We start from the raw sequence: 21,795 nt of genomic DNA on the forward strand, positions 1-21,795 counted from the left end.
GTGGCAACAATTAAACACGTATCAGAACATGCAGGTGTGTCTCAGGCGACAGTGTCTAGGGTTATTAATGGCACTAGCCGAGTCAGTCATGACAAGAAGCTAAAGGTTGAAAAAGCGATCAAAGAATTGGGTTATCGCCCGAACTCTATCGCTCAAGCTTTGGCTTCAAGTCGTACTGGTAGTGTTGGCGTTGTTGTTCCAGAGCTTGGTGGCTCTTTCTATTCAGGCATCTTGCATAGCATAGAAGAAAACCTACGCCGCTTTGGTTACCACGCTGTTGTTGCGGCGGGCTCGAACACCGAACAAGGGCAGCGCGAGTCGGTGGAGTTTCTATTGGGGCGTCGTGTTGATGCTTTGATTCTTCACACTCAACTGCTCAGTGATGACTATTTAATTGAATTGGAAGAACAGGGGACCCCTGTGGTTTTAATTAACCGCTTCATCCCAGAAATGGCGATGAGTTGCATTGATATTGATAACGAAGTCGGGGGGCTACTCGCTACTCAATATCTATTGCAAAAGGGACATACAGATATCGCGTGTATTACCGGGCCTTTAGATAAAGCAGATGCTAGGGGGCGTTTGCAGGGGTATCGAAAGGCCTTGGAAGAAGCGGGTGTGCCATACGATGAAGCATTAGTCTCGGAAGCGGGCTTTACTGAAGAGACGGGCATCAGTGCGATGAAGAAGCTGATAAATCGTAAGTGTCGGTTCACGGCCGTATTTGCTTCAAACGATCACATGGCATTTGGCGCATTCGAAGTCTTACATCAGGAGGGATTGTCTGTTCCGAAGGACGTCTCACTGGTGGGCTTTGATAACACCATCTTCGCGCGTTATCTGACCCCTAGTTTGACCACCATTAACTTCCCCATTGAAGAGATGAGCATTGAAGCAGTGCAGCTCACTCTACAAAAGCTAAAAAAAATAAAACATGACGTGAACTTTAAATTGCTGCCGACGTTGGTCACTAGAAACTCGGTATCGGATTTACCAGTTACCCTATAAAAATATTAAGGATAGAACATGAAATTTAAGACCTTAGCGCTTTCATGCGCGGTTGCTTTAGGATTAGGTACAACAGCTGCGAATGCAGCAGACAAAGAAATTCGTTTCGACGGTTTCCCTGATTTCGATAGCAGCCTAAAGGTATTACTGCCTGATTTCGAAAAGGAAACGGGTATCAAAGTTGATTACCTTATGAACAACCACGGTGACCACCATACGAAACTAACCACTAACCTTGCAACGGGTTCTGGTGCCGGTGATGTGATTGTTGTCGACGTTGAGAAAATTGGTCCATTCGTGGGCTCTGGCGGCCTAGTTAACTTGTCTGAAAACTACGGTGCAGATAAGTACGAAGATCGATTCGCACCTTACGCATGGGCACAAGGCAAAGGCGCTGACGGCGATATGTACGGCATCCCTGTCGACCTTGGTCCAGGTGTTATGTACTACCGTACCGATGTATTTGAAAAAGCGGGCATTGATGTTAATGAAGCAATCAAAGATTGGGATTCATACATCGCTGCTGGTGAAAAACTGAAAGAGCAAAACGTACAACTTATCGCTTCAGCATCAGATGTTGCACAAGCCATTATCTTCACGACGGTTCCTGAGGGTGAAGGCCTTTATTTTGATAAAGATGGTAACCCAGTGGTGACATCAGAGCGTTTTGTTCACGCTTTTGAAGTAGCAAAAGAGATTCGCGACAAAGGCTTAGACGGCCGCATTCTGGCTTGGTCTAACGAATGGTACGAAGGCTTCCGTAACGGTACGTTAGCAACTCAATTATCTGGCGCATGGCTATTGGGTCACCTTCAAAACTGGATGGCTCCAGATACTGCGGGTAAATGGGCAGTCTCTAACCTTCCAGATGGTATCTACGGAAGCTGGGGTGGTTCATTCCTTTCTATTCCAACTCAATCGGACAACCCAGATGAAGCGTGGGCTCTTATTGAATACATGACGACTGATCGTGATGTTCAGCTGGGTGCCTTTGAGACTATCGCGGCCTTCCCTTCTAACGTAACCACGTATGACGATGAGCTTTTCCAAGAGGAGATGGAGTTCCTTGGCGGACAAAAAGCACGTCTTCTTTTTGCTGAAGTTGCGCAAAATATCAAACCAGTATCTCCAGCACAAGGCGATCACGTTGCACGTTCTATAATTTTGGAGAACGCGTTAATGGAAGTGCTTGATGAAGGTAAAGATATCAAGACAGCGTTGAAAGAGGCTGAACGTCTAATCAAGCGTCGCACACGCAGTTTGTAATTTATTTTTACTTTAAGTAAGTGAGGAAGCGTGGATAACGCGCTTCCTTTTTTTAAGAGGTCGTTACTATGAATCATACAGCGAGCACAACGATGGAACCTGCGGATAAAAGTCTTTTTTCTCGTCTAAATTTGAAAGCGCTTACACCGTATGGATTTCTTCTGCCGTTTCTGATCATTTTTTCTGTATTTGGGATCTTCCCGCTGTTGTTCTCCGTTTACCTGTCGTTCCACGAGTGGAACCCGGTAAGAGGCATGGATGCAATGGAGTTCGTTGGTTTTGAGAACTATCATATTGCCTTGACTGACCCGTGGTTATGGCGTTCATTGAAGAATACGTTTTGGTTAGCTATCACGTCAGGTGTGGCTCAGCATTTAGTTGCTATTCCAGTGGCTTACATGTTGGTTTCTATGGGTGATCGCATGCGTCACTGGCTAACATCAGCGTACTTTTTACCGTTTATCACTTCAACGGTCGCAGCGTCACTGATTTTCTTCAACATGTACTCTCCTAACTCAGGAATCATTAACCAAACGCTGATGGCTCTGGCCGATAGCACGCTGTTTGGTTGGGCATTTGCTTGGGTTAACGATTTCCAACCAATCCGTTGGTTAGACGATGCCACTATGGTGAAGCCGTCTATCGCAATCATGGTTTTCTGGAAATACACAGGTTTTAACATTGTTCTGTACACCACAGGTTTGATGACGATTCCGAAAGACATTTTAGAAGCCGCTCGTATGGATGGTGCTAATGCTTTCCGCCGCTTCTGGAATATATCACTGCCTATGATTCGTCCGTTTATCTTCTTCGCTATCACAATGACCATCATCGGTAACTTGCAGATGTTTGAAGAACCGTTCGTTTTAACACGTGGTACGGGTGGTACAGGTCAATCTGGTTTAACCATTTCGATGTACCTCTACAAAGTGGGTTGGGAATGGCTAGAAATGGGCACAGCATCTGCTATCTCATGGTTACTGTTTGCACTCATCGCGACTTGTACATTGGTTCAATTTTTACTCTTCGGTAAGAAAGGCTTAGGGGAACATTAAGATGTCGACATCAATTAAGACAAATACCTCACCACTAAGTGGACTGATGCCAAGCGAACGCAGCATGTATATTCTGACTAAGATCTTGATGGTCATGTTAGGCATTTTACTGGTTGTTTCAGCGCTAATTACAGTCTTTCCATTTGTATGGTCGGCACTGCTATCAACGCGTGACCGTTCTGAAATTTTCGGCACGGGCATTAGCTTTGCGATTGGCGATAGCCTGGCGATTAACTACGCCAAATTGCTTGAAATCATGCCGTTTTGGAAAGCGATGTTTAACTCGATTTACGTGGCTTTCTTAGGCACCACCATCTCGCTGCTGTTTTGTAGCATGGGTGGTTACGCGTTTGCTGTGTTTAAGTTCCGCGGTAAGAACGTGTTGTTCGGCATGCTGGTTGGCTCAATGGCGATTCCGCCTGTGCTTAGCTTGATCCCTTACTTCATGATAGTGAAATTCTTAGGCTTATTGGATAACCACATGGCGGTATGGCTACCGTTCACCACGACACCATTTGGTATCTTCTTGATGCGTCAGCACGTGATTGCATCGATTCCAAAAGAGTTACTTGAAGCGGCGAAATTGGATGGTGCTGGTGAGTTTAGAACGTACTGGAGCGTGGTACTGCCACTTATGAAGCCTGCACTCGCAACATTGGCTATCGTTCAGTTCGTTTTCTTCTGGAACATGTTTATGCAGCCTCTCGTGGTGCTTAACAACCCAGATAATTACGTGATTACACAGGCGCTACGAAGCGTTCAAGGCATTCCAAATACGCCATGGGGCGCTGTGATGCTAGGTACTACAATTTCAATTTTACCACTCGTGATTACTTACTTGTTCGCATCGAAACAGATGATCAGTGGTTTAACGTCCGGCGCAGTCAAAGGTTAGGTTTAAGGGTTATAACAATGAATAAATATCAACTTCCAAGTGATTCAAAGTTACGCAGTAAGGAATTTGTATTCGGTGTCGCGACATCTTCATACCAAATTGAAGGCGGCGTTGAAGAGGGCGGTCGTACACCGTCTATCTGGGACACTTTCTGTAAGACGCCGGGCAAGGTCGATAACGGCGACAATGGTGATGTGGCGTGTGACCACTACCACCTTTGGAAGCAAGACATCGAGATGATACAAGGTTTAGGCGTTGATGCTTACCGTCTCTCTATTGCATGGCCGCGCATCCTGCCGCAAGACGGTGTAGTGAACCAACAAGGCTTAGAGTTTTACGAGCAAATTATTGATGAGTGCCATGCTCGTGGAATGAAGGTGTATGTGACGCTTTATCACTGGGATCTTCCGCAATACCTTGAAGATAAGGGTGGCTGGCTAAACCGAGAAACGTCTTACAAATTCGCAGAATACGCAGAAGTGGTGAGTAAATACTTTGGTGACAACATCGATGTGTACACCACGCTGAATGAACCGTTTGTGTCTGCATTCCTAGGCTACCGCTGGGGCGAACACGCACCAGGTATCAAGGGTGAAAAAGAGGGCTACCTAGCGTCTCACCACCTAATGCTAGCACATGGTTTGGCTATGCCGATTCTTCGCAAGAATGCCCCTCATGCCAAGCATGGTGTGGTATTCAATGCGACGCCAGCTTACCCGTTCACACCACAAGACCAAGCGGCAGCAGACTACTGTGAAGCGGAAAACTACCACTGGTTCATCGACCCAGTATTGAAAGGCGAGTACCCACAGTTAGTGGTTGAACGCCAAGCGATGAACATGCCAATGATCCTTGAAGGTGATTTAGACATCATCAGCGCACCTGTCGATTACATCGGTATCAACTACTACACACGCAATGTCGCTCGCTTCAATGAGAACGGCGATATTGAATCGGTGAAACAAACTGAAGCTGAACACACTTACATTGGCTGGGAGATTAACCCACAAGGTTTAACCGATTTATTGGTAAGACTGGATGCTCGTTACGAAAATATGCCACCTATCTACATTACAGAGAATGGTGCTGCAGGCAACGACGAGCGCGTTAACGGACAAGTGATGGATGACCAACGAGTTCGTTATTTCCAAGGTCACATCGAAGCGGTTCACAACGCCGTTGAAGCGGGTGTGAAAGTCGATGGTTACTTCGCTTGGAGCTTGATGGATAACTTTGAGTGGGCATTCGGCTACTGCCAGCGTTTTGGCATTGTCCATGTTGACTACACCACCCAAGAAAGAACATTGAAACAGAGCGCAATTGCGTACCGAAATATGCTTCTAGAGCGCGCTGAGGAGAACAGATAATGGCTAAAGTAGAATTTAAGAACATCAAGAAATCATTCGGTGATGTTGAGGTTGTAAAAGAGTTTGATTTTACGGTTGAAGACGGCGAGTTCGTGGTTTTCCTTGGCCCATCTGGCTGTGGTAAATCAACAACGCTACGCATGCTTGCTGGCCTTGAAAGCATCAGCTCTGGTGACATCGTAGTTGGCGGTAAGTTGATGAATAAAGTCGACGCGAAAGACCGTGACTTGGCGATGGTATTCCAAAGCTACGCTCTGTACCCACATATGACGGTGTACGAGAACATCGCCTTTGCATTAAAACTGAAAGGCATGCCGAAAGCAGACATCGACGTAGAAGTGCTAAAAGCGGCGAAAATGCTAGAGCTTGACCCGCTACTGAACCGTAAGCCAAAAGAGCTTTCTGGTGGTCAGCGTCAGCGTGTTGCGATGGGCCGAGCGATGGTTCGTACGCCTAAAGTCTTCTTGTTCGATGAGCCACTATCTAACCTAGATGCGAAACTTCGTGGTGTGATGCGTGAAGAGATCAAACACCTGCACCGTGAACTAAAAACGACCACGATTTACGTAACGCACGATCAGATTGAAGCGATGACACTGGCGGATCGTATCGTGATTCTGAAAGACGGTTATGTGGCACAAGTCGGTACGCCAACTGAGGTGTTCCAACGCCCTGCTAACAAGTTTGTCGCGCAATTCATTGGTAACCCGTCAATGAATATGCTGGAAGCGAAACTGACTGAGACTGAAGGTGAGTACTTCGTTGAAATTGGCGATGTTCATATCCCACTTCCTGAGCGCTTTAAGTCTCTGGCATCTAAGAACCTAGCGCTGCATTTTGGTGTTCGTCCAACGGACATTCACCTACGTGCCGAGCAAGTTGACCACGACCGCGTGCTGCCATTCCCTGTGAAAATCAAAGACAAGGAATTACTGGGCGCAAGCATTCTTCTGAAAACAGAAATTGGCGGTCAACCGCTGATGGTTGAAACCCAAGCGGCTGAAGTGGATGTGAAAGAGCTGACACTTTATTTGGATTTGGATGCTTTCCACCTGTTCGACGCACTGAGTGAGAACTCGCTAGCGAGCTAGCGAGTCAATTTAAATCAGCCATTGAGCTGACACCAACCAACTTACGACAAATTGTTTTGGCTCCTCCTGATTTGGGAGGGGCTAGGGATAGTGATGATGAAATTCGGATATTTTGACGATAAAAACAAAGAATACGTAGCAACCACGCCATGTACACCGATTAAATGGTGTAACTATGTTGGCACATTAGATTTCGGTGGCATTGTCGATAGCAACGGTGGTGTGCTGTTGTGTAAGGGCGATCCTGCACTTAACCGTATAACCAAGTACATTGCACAACTGCCAAACTCAGACTTCAAAGGCTCGACCCTATACCTTAAGGTACGTGATGAAGCGGGCAATGTAGAGGTGTTCTCACCGTTCTACACACCCACTCTGAAGCCGCTTGATAAGTTTGAAAACCATACGGGTTTGTCATACACCACCATCATTGCAGAAGCCTTTGGTGTGCGTTGTGAAGCGACCTTCTTTGTGCCAAAAGCTGACCAAGTACTGTTGCAAGACATCAAAGTAACCAACATTTCAGACAAAGCGCTGCATGTTGATGTGGTACCTGTGTATGAATTCACACACTTCGATGCACTTAAGCAACTGTTAAACGCAGACTGGGTTCCACAAACTATGACGCTTAAAGCGCATCAGCAAGAGTCTGGTCATACCGTGCTTGAGCAGTATGCTTTCATGAAGCGTGACTACGCGGTGAACCTTATGACAGCGGATCGCCCTGCGACTTCTTTTGACGGTGATCGCCAGTCGTTTTTAGGCAATTTGGGATACGGTACATGGGCAGCGCCAGAAGCGCTAAACAATGATGAACTGGGTAATACTGAGTGCTTGCGTGGCGATAACATTGGCGCACTGAACCTGCGTCTAGGCTGGTTATCTCCAGAGCAGACCGAACGTACGATTGTACAAATCGCGCAAGAACAGAGCCTAGAAGCAGCATTGCCTCTATTGGCTAAATATCGTGACCATCAAGTGGTCGATTCTGCTTTCGCTGAACTGGCTGAACATTGGGATGGTTACCTACAAGCGGTTCAGGTTGAAACGCCAGATCCAGCGATGAACTCGATGCTTAACGTACATAACCCACGTCAGTGTCACACAACCAAAAACTGGTCTCGTTACTTGTCTCTGTATCAGCTTGGCTATGGCGCGCGTGGCATCGGTTTCCGTGATTCTTCGCAAGATACTTTAGGCGTAATTACTCACATGCCGGAAGAAGCGCGCGAGTTCATTGAGCGTCTGTTGTCTGTTCAGAACACTAACGGTTCTGCGATGCATCAGTTCTTCCCATCAACGATGGAAGCGAACGCGGGTGACTCACGTGAAGAAGAAGATCGCCCGGATTACTACGGCGATGATCATCTGTGGATCATCTACGCGGTCACTCAATATGTGAAAGAAACGGGCAATGCAGACTTCTTGAATAAAGAGATTCCGTTCTATCAAAAAGACAAGGCCGGCAACCCAGTTGAAACGGGAACGGTTTGGAACCACCTGTGCCGCGCGATTGAATTTACTTACACCAATACTGGTGAGCACGGTCTACCGTTATTAGGTTTTGCTGACTGGAATGACACGGTGAACCTGCCAACGGGTGCTGAGTCGATGATGGTGGCAAACATGTACGGCAAAGCATTGCTCGATATGTTGGATTTGTGTGAGCTGCGTGGCGAAGCGCAACTGACGGCTAAGTTTAACGATCAGTACCAACAGATGCAGAGCACGGTCAATGAGTGCGGCTGGGATGGTGAATGGTTTGTTCGTTACTTTGATGAGCAAGGTTTGCCAATCGGTTCTCATAAAAACGAGCAAGGTCAAATCTACACCAATGGTCAAAGCTGGCCTGTGATCTCTGGTTTTGCAACACAAGAGCGTGCAACTCAAGCTCTAGATTCTGTTTACAACAAGCTGAACACCACCAATGGCATCAAGCTTTCAACACCTGGCTACAACGGCTTTGATCCGCAGCTAGGTGGCGTTTCGACGTACCCACCAGGTGCGAAAGAGAATGGCGGCATCTTCCTGCACTCTAACCCTTGGGTGATGATCGCAGAAGCGAAAATGGGCAACGGTGAGCGTGCTTACGAGTACTACCGTCAAATCAACCCAGCTTCTAAGAATGATGACATTGATACCTTCGAATCTGAGCCATACTGCTACCCTCAAAACATTTTGGGCGACGAACATAAACAGTTCGGCCTAGGTCGTAATGCATGGTTGTCTGGTACCTCATCTTGGACATACGTAGCGGGTACGCAGTGGATTCTGGGTGTTCGCCCTGAAGTGGATGGTTTGCTGGTGGACCCTTGTATTCCGGCTGAGTGGCCTGAGTTCAAAGTCCGTCGTCAGTTCCGTGGCGCGACCTACAATATCCATGTTACCAACCCAAATAACGTGTGTAAGGGAGTGGTTGAAATGAAGGTCAACGGTGACCTAATTTCAGGTAATAAAGCGCCAGTGTTTACATCGGGTGAGCACACCATCAAGGTGATTTTAGGTTAACAAAGAGAAGGGCGCTTTATGCGCCCTTTATTGCTTTTTGGTTTCTCTTTAGTGTCGCTTTATTTTGGTTGCATCACTTTGGTTGATAACTAGCTTGGCATTGCCAAGTAAAGGTCTGAGATTGGTTCGGGCTAAGTGTCAATAAGCCTATCTGGTTATTGAACGCATCAGCTGGGCAAGTCATTGGTTCTATTGCAATACTTTGCTCGCTAGTTGGCGTGTACAGCTGAACGAATGGGTAGCTTGCATCTTGTTGGTAGCGAATTGCGGCAGACAAATCTGAGCGCGTAAACGCAAGTTGATTGGTTGTCTTGGAATCAAATTCAAAGCAGTGATTTAAGCTTTGATTGGTGAGTGAATCCTCCAAAGACAAACAGTCAAAAGCCAGTTTTTCACCATTGGGTAGGTCGTTTTCGTGGATGACCTCAGAGCAAGGCGACATAGCGAGTCCACATTGTTCTAGCTCAGTGCCGAGTGAGAAATAAGGGTGCCAAGCATCACCGAATGGGAATGCAGAATCACCAAGATTAGAGACGGTCGTTGAGGAAGTGAGTTTACCCGTGATATCGATAGTGAAGGTGACTTTAAGGTTGAACGCAAACGGGAAAGCAGGATGCAAAGATGACGTTTGATACTGCAACGTCACACTGGCGGATTCTTCAGTGGCTACGCTGTTTGTGATTGAAAAAGGTTGGTTGTAGAGCAGGCCATGTACGGCGTGATCAGACCAAGGAAAGTTAGCTGGGAGTTGATGGTTTTGGTTATCGAAACTGTAACGACCTAAGTTTAAACGGTTTGGAAAAGGGAATAATTTAGCACTGCGGGAAAAGAACGGATGTTGGTTGATCAGTTCATCATAATTCTGATAACCACAAATAAAAGAGAATGGACTGTTATTTACGATATATTTATTAATAATAGAACCAAATCCATTGATTATTTGAAGTTCTATACCATGTTGGTGGTTTATTAATGTGACAGAGTCAATATTTCCAAATTTTTCATTTATAATTTTAAACATGTTGATGTCTCCATTTTTAAAAGATATTAACAAGAAGAAAAAAATATTCAATGGCGGTTTTAAAATGAATAATAAAATTCCATATACGAGCTACTCAGGAAATTCGGAACACTTATGTAAAAAAGGTGATGCAGTTGAATTTATTCAACCTTGGTACACGCCAATTTCTACCACACCAGAAAATACCGGTATGGCGGTGGGCGGAATTGGTAACACATTTACACTGACGCCAAACGGCAAAACACCAAATTTCAGCTTTATTCCGGGAATATTTGTTGATTGTTCAGAGCAAGTTATTAATTTTAATGATTTTTATGCGTCAGTGATGAATGTGCCAACCATCGACACGCTGCAAGTTATTAATGAACAAGAGCTAAGCGTTCACCTGAACTTTTATCCGGCTTTGTTCGATGGAAAAAAGATTGAAAGTAGAAACATGTCGAATGCGATTAGTCTCATTCAAGCAGCATTAAAAAATGGTCGCTTCTACCAAGAAAATAAAGCTAACTTTACAAAATGGAACGTTGAATTTTCAAATAAGACTCAATTGTTAATTGAAGAAGATTCAGCTTCAACAATTTGTCAATTATATGTCTCCTTAGATTTCTTTAATGGTTTATTAACAAATGATACAACGAAGTTATTATCGCTTACCGCGGGTGATAATAATCATATAGATAGTGTTAATGGTAGGGATATAGAATATCAAGCTTTGTATCCATTAGCTGAATATAAATACAGCAGCTTCGAAGATATTAATATAAAGCGTAAGGTAGTATCTCCGATCGTTAAAGAGAACAAACGCCTTTGTTCATTACCGATGCACTGGAATCACTTCGAATTAACCAATAATTCAGCGCAAACTCGAGTTATTACGCTTGCTCAACCGCTACAAAACTTGATTGGTTCAACCTATCAAAAAGGTCGCGATGGCATTCAAGATTCGGCTTGTACCTTATCTCAAAATCCGATCGCTCAGCAGCATGAAGTGGTTAACTTAAAAGGCGAAAGTCACAGCTTTACCGGTGTTCAGCTGTCTAGCCAATCGCCTTATCAGAGCGATATTGAAGGCGAAGTGGTGTTTGGTGTTCAAGCGGATAACCATTTGACGAAATCTGGCAAGGTCTCGATTTCTGCGAAGCCAACGCTTTACACCTCTAAGAGTGCTCAGCAAACAGAGTTCGCACTGAAAACAGGCCGCACAAACACTGAGTTCCAAACCGGTATCTACACAGGGCGTGAAGCTCTGAGCGCATTGGTGGTGGTTCAGGTTGAATTGGAAGCGGGTGAGTCTATTGATCTGCGTTTTGCGCAGGTAATGGCGCACAGCAAAGTCATGCTTAATGGCTGGCATTCAGACAAGGCTTACACGCAGTTTTACCCGCAAGCGACCCCGGCTCTGCCGATGTTAGAAGAGGTATTACCAGAGCTAGAAGCGATTGAGCAACAGATCGTCGAGCAACAAACGGCTTTCCTAAAGCAAGCTCAAAGCAAGATATCGCAGCCAGAATCGGCATTGCGTTATGCGACGATGGCGATGAATTCATTGTCGTTCTTAGCGGAATCAACGGTATGGGATAAAGAAGATAAATTCTTAGTAAAAGAGTGTGTCGACTACCCATTCTTTAACTCTCTGGATGTGTATTTCTACGGCTCATTCTCACTGCTTTATTTGTTGCCTGAGCTTGATGGCTGCGTGATGAAAGAGTTTTCTAAGGCCATTTTGGCGGAAGACTTTACCGAGCGCCGCTACTGGGAATACGAAGCGACGCCCAATGCCGAATTGATTGATGACAAGTACCAAGGCGTGCGTGCAATTCGAGGTGCGGTAATCCACGACTTGGGTAGTCCGTTTGACATCCAGCCCGATGCTTACAGCTGGCACAACGTGAAAGAGTGGAAGGACTTAGCGCCGAAATACATTCTGATGGTGTACCGCCATTACCAAAACACCCAAGATCTCTCTGTGGTTAAAGAGTGCTGGCAAGCGGTAACTGAAAGCATCGATTTCTTATCGAATTTGATCGCTGAAGGTGACGATTTACCACTAACCCGAGGCACAGACGATACCTTTGATAACCTCGCGTCTCACGGCATTTCAATTTACTGTGCGAGCCTTTGGGTTGCTGGCCTACAAGCCGCGAGCGAACTTGCACAATTGATGGGTGAAAGCGAGCGAGCTAGCGGTTACTTAACGCGTTCTAAAAAGGCGTTAGCCACGGTTGAGCAAAGCTTGTGGGATGACAAAGAGGGTTACTACCACTTCTTCGTTACGCCAGTTCAAGCCAAGCATCTAACCGGTGCGGGCTATCAAGCTCTGGAAACCTTGGGCCTGACTTTGACGGGTGATGCGATTGCTGACAAGAACACGCTAAATGCCTATTTAAATGAAACGGATACCTCCATCAACATTAGTAAGGTATCTCAAAGAGTCTCTAAGAAACGCTTGCTGAGTGAGACTGCGCCTCAAGCTTTTACACAAGAATACTTAGATTTAGTGCCAGATTCTGACAACAGTTTTGGTGATGCCTTGTTGGCCGACAGTTACCTAAAGCTCATCGGCTTGGACGGTATTTTCCCGCAAGAGAATATCCAACGCGCATTGGACTATGTTTATAAGCATAACTTCGAAATTAACAGTCCTGAGTTGGGTGTTGCGAATATGACGTTAGCCGATGGCTCACCACATGAAGCATTTCAGGCACAAGATGTGTGGATTGGTGTTCAGTTTAGTGTGGCAACAGCGTTGAATTTAGCGGGTAAATCACAGCAAGCAGAAACATTGATGGATACCGTGTATACCGCACTCTATGACTATTCGAAAATTCCATTTGCAGCGCCAGAAGGATTCAATTGCTCTGTGTCTGTCAATGAGACAGATCTTATAGAAGCATTTAAAGTGTCGAAAAATGATGCGAAAAACTGGCTAAGTGTACTTAAATGTCAAAACTGTGTGCTACCTGACGGTCGTATCAATCCAACATTGACGAAAGATAATGATAATTTTGTTAAAATGTTGAGCGGTGAAATCCCGCTAGAAAAGCTGGCAGGCTTACACAAATGGTTACTGAGTACTGGCTTGAAATATACGGCTGGTCGTTACTTCAGACCGGGGATGATCTTCGCCTATTTGTACTGAAAGAACTAAAAACTAACTGGTGAAATGAAAAAGAGGGGGCGATTACGCTCCCTTTAATCGATTGAATTTAAGGTATCGAGATGCGTACTAAAACAAAAAAAACCACCGTATACGATGTAGCAAGACTGGCTGGCGTTTCTCCCAGCACCGTGTCTCGCTTCCTTAATCGAACCACTTATGTGTCTGACGATAAAAGCCAAAATATTGAGCAAGCGATTAAAGATACTGGCTACAAACCTAATTTTCAAATGCAAGAAAACACCAACCGACGTTCACTCACCATTGGTGTGTTGGTGCAACACCCTGACAGCCCTTATACCAGTCGTATTCTCAATGACATGGAGAAAACACTGATCGCTCAAGGCTATTCGTTAGTGATCGCGACAGGGCATTGGCAGAAAAAGTTGGAAATGCACGCGTTGGAGTATCTCGCAAAAAGTAACGTGGATGGCATGATCATCGTGACAGGAAGCATCACTCAGGAAGAGATTGCCAAGTATGCACAAGACATTCCTATCGTGATGGTTGGCTACGATTTTGTTGAGAATAACGTCCGCTCCATCAACATTGATAACGTGTTGGGCGGCTACATGGCAACCTTACATTTACTGCAACAAGGGCATGTGAATATTGCTCATATTAAGGGGCTTTCAAGTCAACCTGATTCGGGGAATCGCTTTGAAGGCTATAAGAAAGCACTTCAAGAGGCGGGCATAAAAGTGATGCCAAAACTCGTTAAACAGGGTGATTTCAGCAGTGAGTCAGGCTACGAGAAAACCGTTGAATTGATAGAGTCGAAGGTTCACTTCTCCGCCTTATTTGCTGCTAATGACCAAACGGCTTACGGTGCGATTAAGGCATTGCATGATCACGGTTATAAAGTGCCAGAAGATGTGTCTGTGATTGGCTTTGATGACTTGCCTACGTCTAAGTATTTCACGCCAGCCCTGACGACGCTGAGACAGCCGATTGAAGAGATTGGTGAGGTGTGTGCTCAGTCGATTTTGAACTTGTTATCTGGCGAGAGGCATGAAGCTCGATTGCCACCCATTGATTTAATCGTCAGAGAGTCGACCAAATCATTGTATCGTTAATTTCAAGATAAGCATCAAGGTATGCGTCCGTGATGATTCGGATTGACGTAAATGCAGGGCATTGGGCAGGTATCGCTGAGTAAAGCTATCGATCTCACTGCTGATATTTACGCGTTTACATTGTTCAATATGGGGTAGGTAAGCTAAAACACTTCTGCCCCATTATTGGCTAGACCTTTTACTCATTCACATCCTGTTCATGGGTTTTTACCATACTAAAACTTATCCACTCTTCTCATGCTGTTAATCCCCGTGATGTTTCACGGGGGTAGATTCCACCTTTCCTTCAGCGTTAGCTAACCTTAAGTTCTTTTTCGATCAGTTTGTAGGTGTTTGAGGGGCACAAAAAAGCCTCGCGCTTGGCGAGGCTTTGGTTATCTAAATGTTCTGGATGCATCTCGATAAAAGTTTTCATGACTGCCCAACGCCATTAGGGTCAGGACTAACGTCCCGTCTTCATCGTAGTTGTACCCAAGCAAGGTGAGCTGCTTGTTCATCTTAAACTTGTGCACCCTAAGAAAAGACAAATCGCCTTTCTTCATCACGCCAATAAAAGGGTTTTCTATAACCTCTTTTACTGCTTTATCTAGATCTTGTTTCTGGTTTTTGTGTAGCTTTTTTACGGTCTTGGCAAATGTCGTAGTTTGCTCAATCTTTGTTACTTTCGCTAAATTCATAAGAGGTCGTATTCCCGTGCTCTAATTCGGCTTTAGCGATGATTGCCTGCAGTACGAACTCGTAGGTTAAGTCAGGGTTATCCTCCATGATCTTGCCTATTTTCGCCCAATGCTCAATTTGCTTGGGGGTCGTTCGATTTAAAGCTGTTCCAATGGTTGCAGCTCTGTCTACTAGGCTCTCATCAAGTCTAACGCTTGTAGTAGCCATATGTCTTACCTTGGTCGATGGTCATTTGTTTGTTGATGTCAATTGTAGCGCATTGCATCATATGTGGCAACTTGCAGCAAAAGACCTGCTGGTGTGAGGCTTTGGGGTTCTGTCGCAAACTTTGAGTCTTTAAGTTAAGATTTGCTTAATTTCCATTCATGTTACTGACTCTTAATGTTTAAAGGCTGCCACTTTCCTTCTGAAGTTATTCTTGAAATCGTACGTTATTATCTCGCCTATAAACTCAGTTATTGTGAAATCGAAGAGATTCAGAGTGAGCGTGGTGTCGTTGTGTAACCCGCACCATCAACACTGAACGCTAAGTTAAGCGATTTTCCATACTTGGAGTTATTCATTAATTGCTAATTTCGCAGATACGCTAATAAATTTTTGTCCAAAAATGAGTTGAACCAAGCCACTCTTCGGCTGTGATCCGACTATCAGCTAACCCTGTTAAAAGTCCGTCAATTTGAGCAAACCTTCATAATCACTGAGTTGATTTTTCATATACGCCAGAAACGAAAAATGTCGCATCCATGCGACATTTCTCTTTTGGCGGCCAAACCAGTTTTGCTATATCCATTCTAGATTTCAATCCATTCTACTCTTCATATTTGTAGCCGCAGCGTTGTTAACTGCCTAAGTTCACCCTAATCACATAGAGCCCCTATGCTCATAGGGCTGAACTTATTTGTTGCCTAGCTGCAACTCCAACTATCTTGAGTAGCGATACATATTCAGAATGTACTTATAAGACGCTGTTAATGTTGATTAGTTCCCGTTACGCCGCATTTTTTTTCGATTTATTTTCTAAGTCGAATGACGCTGCGATTAACTTCTTGGTGTAGTCATTTTTCGGTGCATTGAAAATCTCTTCTGCAGACCCTTCTTCCATCACTTCACCCTTCTGCATCACCAATACGCGATCTGACAGTGCTTTCACTACCGAGAGGTCGTGGCTGATGAACAGAAAGCCGATATTGTGCTTGGCTTGAATGTCTTTGAGCAGGTCAATCACGGTCAGTTGTACTGAGCGATCGAGTGCCGAAGTCGGTTCATCCAGCAAAATGAAAGAAGGCTCTAGAATCAGTGCGCGAGCAATCGCGATACGTTGTCTTTGCCCGCCTGAGAACTCATGCGGATAACGGTTTATTGAATTCGGCTCTAAGCGAACTTCAATCAATGCTTTGCGCGCTCTTTCTAAACGTTCTTGCTTGGATAGATGAGGTTGATGCACCGTTAAGCCTTCGGTGATGATTTCCCCAACTGTCATGCGTGGTGATAAAGAACCATAAGGATCTTGGAACACCATTTGGACATCTTTCTTGAGCTTGTGACGCTCTTTATCATTTAATAAGCTAACGTCTTGGCCTTTGTAAACAATACGTCCGGTACTTGGCAGCAAGCCAATTAATGCACGTCCAAGGGTCGATTTACCTGACCCTGATTCCCCCACAATGCCTAGCGTTTCGCCTTGTTTAAGATTCAACGAAATGCCTTTTACGGCTTCGAAGTACTGACTTTTACTCTTGATGAAATGTGATTTAACCAAGAACTGAACTCGGATATCGTCAGCAGACAATAGCTCTGGGGCTGACGCCTCAACAGGAACCTTAGCGCCTTTAGGAATCGAGTTAATCAGCATGCGTGTGTAATCGTGTCTTGGATTCTCGAATAAGGCTTGAGTCATCCCTTCTTCAACTAGCTCACCTTTGCACATCACCAGAACACGGTCGGCAAAATGTTTTACTACGCCAAGGTCATGGGTGATGAACAAAATTGCCATGCCCATTTTGTTTTGGATTTCTTTGATAAGAGAAAGTACTTCCGCTTGTACGGTCACATCCAATGCGGTGGTCGGTTCGTCGGCAATCAAAATGTCGGGCTCGTTGATCAAAGCCATCGCAATCATGATGCGCTGCAACTGACCGCCTGAAAACTCGTGCGGGTATTTGTTATATGCTTGCTCTGGCATGGGTAAATACACAAGATTGAAGAGCTCTAGCACACGCTGTTTTGCTTTTGATTTCGATACATTGCGGTGACACATAATGGCTTCTGCCACTTGTGTGCCCACGCGAAGGTATGGGTTGAGAGAGGTCATCGGTTCCTGAAAGATCATGCCGATTCTATCGCCACGAATCGACTGCATTTCTCGTTCAGTCTTGCCAAGTATTGATTGCCCCTCAAATTCTATTTCAGATTGAGCATCAATGATGGCGTTATCAGGGAGCAAACGCATGAGTGCGTTAGAAGAGACTGATTTACCTGAACCTGATTCACCAACAATGGCCAAGGTTTCGCTAGAATTAAGGGTAAAGTTAACCTTTTTTACCGCATCAATGATTCCATCATTGGTTGTGAAGCTAACGGAGAGGTTATTGACTTTAAGAATGGCCCGGTCCGACATGATATATCCTTATCAATTTAAGACATTAGGTGAAGATTTCACTTCTGACGTGGTTTTAAGTTGCCCAAAATGGTGATGAGCACGTTGAATTTGTTCTAGTTCGAGCATCCAATACGAACTGCGTTGAGCACTGCAAAAAGCGATCAAATGATTGAGTAGATCTTCACTCTGTTTTTCCAGCAGTGAATAGGTGCGTTGGATCAGTTCTGTGCTTTCGAGAGAGATAAATTGCATCAGTGCGTAAGACTGATTCAAGGTGTCGAAGGCTTGTTGATGATGGCCTAAACGGTTGAAAATCTCCGATTGAGCGACACTTGCGTCTCGAAGCCCTGCAAGTAGACAGGCAAATTGGCAGGGCTTGATGTCGCTTTGGTATGCAGCATCTTGGATGTGGTGAGGAAGAGACGTTAGAACATCACCATACAGGCGCTGTGCTTCTGGCCAGTGACCTTGTTCCATTAACTGTTCAGCTTTTAGGTAGTGCATCCAGCATCGTTCAATTTCCATATCCACATCCTCAATTTATGATATCTGAAAATGTTAATGATATTTATTATCAAATGCAAATTAAAATCATTCACATGTTAAGTTGGTAAATAAAGTGGCCGGTTATTCTTAAAAATGGCTCAAATTGTGCGTTATTTGCTCAGTTGAACAGCGATGTTGCGTAAGTCACTAAATTTATAGGAAATTACATCTACACTGATTTTATCTACACCCAAGTAATGAAGGACTAAGGAGGCGGCGATGGCGATGCAAAGACTCAATACAGAACAGCTGTATAAGGTAGCGGAACTCGATAAGCTACCATGTAAGTCGACCAAAGAACTGGCTCCAATTGACGAAATCGTCGGGCAAGAACGTGCACAAAAGGCCGTTGAGTTCGCGATGTCAATCAAGGAAAAGGGTTACAACATTTATGCGATAGGGCGAAATGGTTTGGGTAAGCGCACCATGATTTTGCGCTATCTAAACCGACACACTCAAGAGGTCCAAGAGCTTTTTGATTGGTGTTATATCGCGAACTTTGAAGATATTCGTACACCGAAGGTACTCAAGTTGCCACGTGGAGTGGGCAGCAACTTAAAGCAAGACATTGAAAAGCTGATGCGTAAATTGCTTAAAGCCATGCCGCTCGCATTCGACAATGAGATGTACTTTAGCCGTGCAGATAGGCTTAAAAACCAATTGGCCACGAAGCAACAAGCTGCACTCGAAACAATTAGCCAAGAAGCGAAAGACAAGGGCATCAACCTGACGATTACTACTCAGGGTGATTACCAGTTTGTCGCAATGAATGGGGATGATCTTCATACCGAAGAGAGCTTCGATCTGCTTTCGCCGGAAGAGCAAGACCAGTTCGATAAAACCATTGATGGATTGGAAGTGGGTCTACGAACCATTTCTCGCGAACTGACCGAGCTTGAAGAGACGTATACAGAGAAAATTCAAAAGCTTAATGATGATACGGCGCGAGATGTGATCACGCACTTCATCAAGCAGTTGAAGCAAGATTACAGCCAATATGCAGATATCAAAAAGTACCTGACGGCACTGCGTAAAGACATTGTCGACAACGCAGATATTTTCTTGGAAGAGAGCACAGAGCAAGCAGAAGTTGCGACCGCCTCTTTGGATAAGAAAATGCCACGTCGTTACAAGGTTAACGTGATTGTGAGCCAGAAGGAGGAGACGCTGCCGATCGTGGTTGAAGAGAATCCGAATTATCACTCTCTGTTTGGCTATGTCGAGACGGCAACTTTTAAAGGTACCGTATTTACGGACTTCTCATTGATTCGCGCTGGTAGTTTACATAGAGCCAATGGCGGTGTGTTGTTGATGGATGCGGTTAAAGTCCTCGAACAGCCTTATGTTTGGGAAGGCCTGAAGCGCGCGCTACGTTCGCGTCAATTGAGCTTCACTTCATTAGAAAAAGAGGTCACGTTAACGGGAGCGGTATCGCTTGATCCAGAACCCATTCCATTAGACGTTAAGATCATTTTGTTTGGTGATTACCGCACTTATCAGCTATTGCAACATTACGATGCGGAGTTCGGTGAACTGTTCCGTGTCACGGCCGATTTTGAAGATGAGATGAAGCGTACTGCAGATTCTGAAATGCATTATGCACGCTTCATTTCGAGCATCGTACATGACAACAACATGCTGCATTGTGACCGCAAAGCAATTGCTCGCATCATTGAGCACAGTTCTCGTCAGGCGGGTGACCAAGGTAAGTTGTCGCTGCATTCAGCACACATTGCGAATCTGCTTCGTGAGTCAAACTACGTAGCGAGAGGCTCAAAATCGAACTTGATTCGTGCAACGCACGTCGACCAAGCGTTATCTAACCAACAGATGCGTGTTGGACGACTGCAAGACAGTGTGATGGAAACCTTCACTAACGGAACAACGCTAATCCATGTTGATGGTCAGGCGGTTGGGCAAGTGAATGCTCTGTCAGTACTCAGCACAACCGATCATATGTTTGGAGCGCCGAACCGAATCACGGCTACCACAGCTTACGGTGATGGTGAAGTGATTGATATTGAAAGAAACGTAGACCTAGGTGGCAGTATTCACTCGAAAGGGGTGATGATCTTATCGGCTTATCTTTCTTCGGTATTTGGTAAGACAGCTAAAGTCCCGCTCACTACTAACATCACCTTCGAACAATCGTATGGTGGCGTCGATGGTGACAGTGCGAGTATGGCCGAGTTTTGTGCGGTGGTGTCTGCGTTTTCTAAGCAGCCAAACCGCCAAGATATTGCGATTACCGGCTCAATGAACCAGTTCGGTGAGTCTCAACCTATTGGTGGTGTGAACGAGAAAATTGAAGGTTTCTTTGATGTGTGTGAAATCAAAGGACGTTCAAACGAACAAGGGGTGATAATCCCACGCTCGAATGTTCATAACTTAATGCTGCGCGGTGACATCGTGAAAGCGGTTGAAAAAGGCGAGTTCAATATCTGGGCGATTGACCATGTCACAGAGGCGATTGAACTGTTCACGGGCAAAGCCGCAGGTGAGGCAAGTGATGAGGGTAGCTATCCAATTGATACTATCTTTGGTATCGCTCAAGCTAAACTGAACGCACTGCGTAAATAGTTGTATAGCTAGTTTATGCCTAGATAAACAGATAAACAGATAAAAACAGCCAAAACGCAAAAGCCATCGATTCTAGAGTCGATGGCTTTTTTATTGGTTGCGACTTTGCTCGCGAGTGAGTGGTTTGTATTTGGTCAATTCACGAATTAGATGAGCGCAGTGTGTTAAATGATCTTAGCCGTTTCGTAAGCAGAGCTTGGTGCCATCGAACTTTAATTTTGCCAACAAGTGTTTAGCGTTAGCTCGGCCAATATCATCAAATTCCACACCGTATCGAGCGTAGTGCGTCGATTTTTGCAGATTACAGATGATGCCTCTCAATGGAGGAATAAGAGGGCCATTGTAGTTCTCCGGCGTAATCTCGATAGACACTCGATCGGCAATCTGAATTGCACGAGAGGTCGGAGAGGTCACAAAACGACAACCACTTTTCGACAAGTCTCTTATCTCACAGTTTGCTCGTTGGTCGTTGAAGATAATTCTTGAAGCCAAGTTCACTTCATAGCGTGTTTCTTTACGCAGCTGAGTGACTTGCATCGTGCTTGGTGTCGAAAGTACAAGAATAGGGAAGGGTTCACCAATCTTATGGTGAATTTGGCTTCTAAAGTGAATAAGTGCGCCCTCACCTCGCAGAGAGTAGGCTCGAGCGGTCATCCAAAAACCTTCTTGAAAGAAAAAATTCAGATCTTCATTGGATACCTCGGGAACCTCAACCACAATACAGTTATCACTGTGTGTACCGATAAACTTGGTGGTGGCGAGAAACTTCGTGCCAACTGGAGTCGAGACATTTAATGTCAGCTCACTGCCGTGCTCAATCATGGCCAGTGCATCGGTGCTGTTTATCGTAGAAACGGTGCGGTTACGAGGATCTTGAAGTGCCTGATTATGCTCCAAAGGCTTCTTCAGTGGTGCGTTCATTATATATTCTCCATGCGCCAACATGCG

At 45.0% G+C, this 21,795-nt stretch carries 16 protein-coding genes and 1 pseudogene; 11 read left to right on the plus strand and 6 right to left on the minus strand.

Features of this window, described 5'->3' with window-relative positions; translation table 11 throughout:
• The 7 genes from AC3CID_RS15860 (at window position 1) to AC3CID_RS15890 (ending at window position 9,190) form a co-directional block, all read left to right on the plus strand.
• A complete protein-coding gene (locus tag AC3CID_RS15860; RefSeq protein WP_488527656.1) occupies window positions 1-1,008 on the plus strand; it encodes a LacI family DNA-binding transcriptional regulator in 1,008 nt (335 codons plus the stop codon).
• 18 nt (window positions 1,009-1,026) lie between these two features.
• Window positions 1,027-2,274: an ABC transporter substrate-binding protein gene (locus AC3CID_RS15865; protein WP_488527657.1), complete on the plus strand. Its 1,248-nt coding sequence runs from the start codon at window positions 1,027-1,029 to the stop codon at window positions 2,272-2,274.
• 68 nt (window positions 2,275-2,342) lie between these two features.
• Window positions 2,343-3,329 (plus strand): carbohydrate ABC transporter permease, encoded by a 987-nt coding sequence (locus AC3CID_RS15870; RefSeq protein ID WP_102551672.1) that lies wholly within the window; start codon window positions 2,343-2,345, stop codon window positions 3,327-3,329.
• Between the two features lie 46 nt (window positions 3,330-3,375).
• Window positions 3,376-4,224, plus strand: coding sequence for a carbohydrate ABC transporter permease (locus AC3CID_RS15875; protein ID WP_017077012.1), 849 nt, complete (start codon window positions 3,376-3,378; stop codon window positions 4,222-4,224).
• Between the two features lie 17 nt (window positions 4,225-4,241).
• Window positions 4,242-5,591, plus strand: a complete 1,350-nt coding sequence (locus tag AC3CID_RS15880; RefSeq protein ID WP_171310980.1) for a GH1 family beta-glucosidase — start codon at window positions 4,242-4,244, stop codon at window positions 5,589-5,591.
• Window positions 5,591-6,682: an ABC transporter ATP-binding protein gene (locus AC3CID_RS15885; protein WP_171310979.1), complete on the plus strand. Its 1,092-nt coding sequence runs from the start codon at window positions 5,591-5,593 to the stop codon at window positions 6,680-6,682. Before AC3CID_RS15880 ends, AC3CID_RS15885 begins: the two co-directional genes overlap by 1 nt.
• Window positions 6,683-6,775: 93 nt before the next feature.
• A complete protein-coding gene (locus AC3CID_RS15890) occupies window positions 6,776-9,190 on the plus strand; it encodes a glycoside hydrolase family 94 protein (protein ID WP_488527658.1) in 2,415 nt (804 codons plus the stop codon).
• Between the two features lie 73 nt (window positions 9,191-9,263).
• Here AC3CID_RS15890 and AC3CID_RS15895 read toward each other — a convergent pair whose 3' ends face one another.
• Window positions 9,264-10,211 (minus strand): aldose 1-epimerase, encoded by a 948-nt coding sequence (locus AC3CID_RS15895; RefSeq protein WP_488527659.1) that lies wholly within the window; start codon window positions 10,209-10,211, stop codon window positions 9,264-9,266.
• A 64-nt stretch (window positions 10,212-10,275) separates the two neighbouring features.
• On the opposite strand from AC3CID_RS15895, the gene AC3CID_RS15900 reads away from it, so the two are divergent.
• Together AC3CID_RS15900 and AC3CID_RS15905 are read left to right on the plus strand one after the other, a co-directional pair.
• A complete protein-coding gene (locus AC3CID_RS15900; protein ID WP_488527660.1) occupies window positions 10,276-13,350 on the plus strand; it encodes a GH116 family glycosyl hydrolase in 3,075 nt (1,024 codons plus the stop codon).
• 80 nt (window positions 13,351-13,430) lie between these two features.
• Window positions 13,431-14,444: a LacI family DNA-binding transcriptional regulator gene (locus AC3CID_RS15905; RefSeq protein ID WP_054541431.1), complete on the plus strand. Its 1,014-nt coding sequence runs from the start codon at window positions 13,431-13,433 to the stop codon at window positions 14,442-14,444.
• Between the two features lie 374 nt (window positions 14,445-14,818).
• Here the strand turns inward: AC3CID_RS15905 and AC3CID_RS15910 are convergent, their stop codons facing one another.
• On the minus strand, window positions 14,819-15,121 hold the full coding sequence (locus tag AC3CID_RS15910; protein WP_048660731.1) for a type II toxin-antitoxin system RelE/ParE family toxin: 303 nt from the start codon (window positions 15,119-15,121) through the stop codon (window positions 14,819-14,821).
• Window positions 15,093-15,329, minus strand: a complete 237-nt coding sequence (locus AC3CID_RS15915; protein ID WP_017100443.1) for a TA system antitoxin ParD family protein — start codon at window positions 15,327-15,329, stop codon at window positions 15,093-15,095. Before AC3CID_RS15915 ends, AC3CID_RS15910 begins: the two co-directional genes overlap by 29 nt.
• 174 nt (window positions 15,330-15,503) lie before the next feature.
• On the opposite strand from AC3CID_RS15915, the pseudogene AC3CID_RS15920 reads away from it, so the two are divergent.
• Window positions 15,504-15,617, plus strand: a pseudogene (locus AC3CID_RS15920) (IS6 family transposase); the annotation flags it as partial.
• Between the two features lie 493 nt (window positions 15,618-16,110).
• On the opposite strand, the gene AC3CID_RS15925 reads toward AC3CID_RS15920, so the two are convergent.
• Window positions 16,111-17,739 (minus strand): ABC transporter ATP-binding protein, encoded by a 1,629-nt coding sequence (locus AC3CID_RS15925; RefSeq protein ID WP_488527661.1) that lies wholly within the window; start codon window positions 17,737-17,739, stop codon window positions 16,111-16,113.
• 12 nt (window positions 17,740-17,751) lie between these two features.
• Window positions 17,752-18,246, minus strand: a complete 495-nt coding sequence (locus tag AC3CID_RS15930; RefSeq protein ID WP_004732800.1) for a hypothetical protein — start codon at window positions 18,244-18,246, stop codon at window positions 17,752-17,754.
• A 240-nt stretch (window positions 18,247-18,486) separates the two neighbouring features.
• Here AC3CID_RS15930 and AC3CID_RS15935 point away from each other — a divergent pair, with 240 nt between their 5' ends.
• Complete coding sequence (locus AC3CID_RS15935; RefSeq protein ID WP_479283847.1) at window positions 18,487-20,847, plus strand: Lon protease family protein; 2,361 nt, start codon at window positions 18,487-18,489, stop codon at window positions 20,845-20,847.
• Window positions 20,848-21,021: 174 nt separating this feature from the next.
• On the opposite strand, the gene AC3CID_RS15940 is transcribed toward AC3CID_RS15935, so the two are convergent.
• Window positions 21,022-21,768, minus strand: coding sequence for a flagellar brake protein (locus tag AC3CID_RS15940; protein ID WP_004732802.1), 747 nt, complete (start codon window positions 21,766-21,768; stop codon window positions 21,022-21,024).
• Window positions 21,769-21,795 lie beyond the last annotated feature (27 nt).

It is taken from the genome of Vibrio sp. QJM3NY_21, assembly GCF_057785975.1.

What these genes read in the sequence shown, in the direction of transcription:
- AC3CID_RS15865 (WP_488527657.1), top strand. Translation starts at nt 1,027, where the DNA reads ATGAAATTTAAGACCTTAGCGCTTTCATGCGCGGTTGCTTTAGGATTA.
- AC3CID_RS15870 (WP_102551672.1), top strand. Translation starts at nt 2,343, where the DNA reads ATGAATCATACAGCGAGCACAACGATGGAACCTGCGGATAAAAGTCTT.
- AC3CID_RS15875 (WP_017077012.1), top strand. Translation starts at nt 3,376, where the DNA reads ATGCCAAGCGAACGCAGCATGTATATTCTGACTAAGATCTTGATGGTC.
- AC3CID_RS15880 (WP_171310980.1), top strand. Translation starts at nt 4,242, where the DNA reads ATGAATAAATATCAACTTCCAAGTGATTCAAAGTTACGCAGTAAGGAA.
- AC3CID_RS15885 (WP_171310979.1), top strand. Translation starts at nt 5,591, where the DNA reads ATGGCTAAAGTAGAATTTAAGAACATCAAGAAATCATTCGGTGATGTT.
- AC3CID_RS15890 (WP_488527658.1), top strand. Translation starts at nt 6,776, where the DNA reads ATGATGAAATTCGGATATTTTGACGATAAAAACAAAGAATACGTAGCA.
- AC3CID_RS15895 (WP_488527659.1), bottom strand. Translation starts at nt 10,211, where the DNA reads ATGTTTAAAATTATAAATGAAAAATTTGGAAATATTGACTCTGTCACA.
- AC3CID_RS15900 (WP_488527660.1), top strand. Translation starts at nt 10,276, where the DNA reads ATGAATAATAAAATTCCATATACGAGCTACTCAGGAAATTCGGAACAC.
- AC3CID_RS15905 (WP_054541431.1), top strand. Translation starts at nt 13,431, where the DNA reads ATGCGTACTAAAACAAAAAAAACCACCGTATACGATGTAGCAAGACTG.
- AC3CID_RS15910 (WP_048660731.1), bottom strand. Translation starts at nt 15,121, where the DNA reads ATGAATTTAGCGAAAGTAACAAAGATTGAGCAAACTACGACATTTGCC.
- AC3CID_RS15915 (WP_017100443.1), bottom strand. Translation starts at nt 15,329, where the DNA reads ATGGCTACTACAAGCGTTAGACTTGATGAGAGCCTAGTAGACAGAGCT.
- AC3CID_RS15925 (WP_488527661.1), bottom strand. Translation starts at nt 17,739, where the DNA reads ATGTCGGACCGGGCCATTCTTAAAGTCAATAACCTCTCCGTTAGCTTC.
- AC3CID_RS15930 (WP_004732800.1), bottom strand. Translation starts at nt 18,246, where the DNA reads ATGGAAATTGAACGATGCTGGATGCACTACCTAAAAGCTGAACAGTTA.
- AC3CID_RS15935 (WP_479283847.1), top strand. Translation starts at nt 18,487, where the DNA reads ATGGCGATGCAAAGACTCAATACAGAACAGCTGTATAAGGTAGCGGAA.
- AC3CID_RS15940 (WP_004732802.1), bottom strand. Translation starts at nt 21,768, where the DNA reads ATGAACGCACCACTGAAGAAGCCTTTGGAGCATAATCAGGCACTTCAA.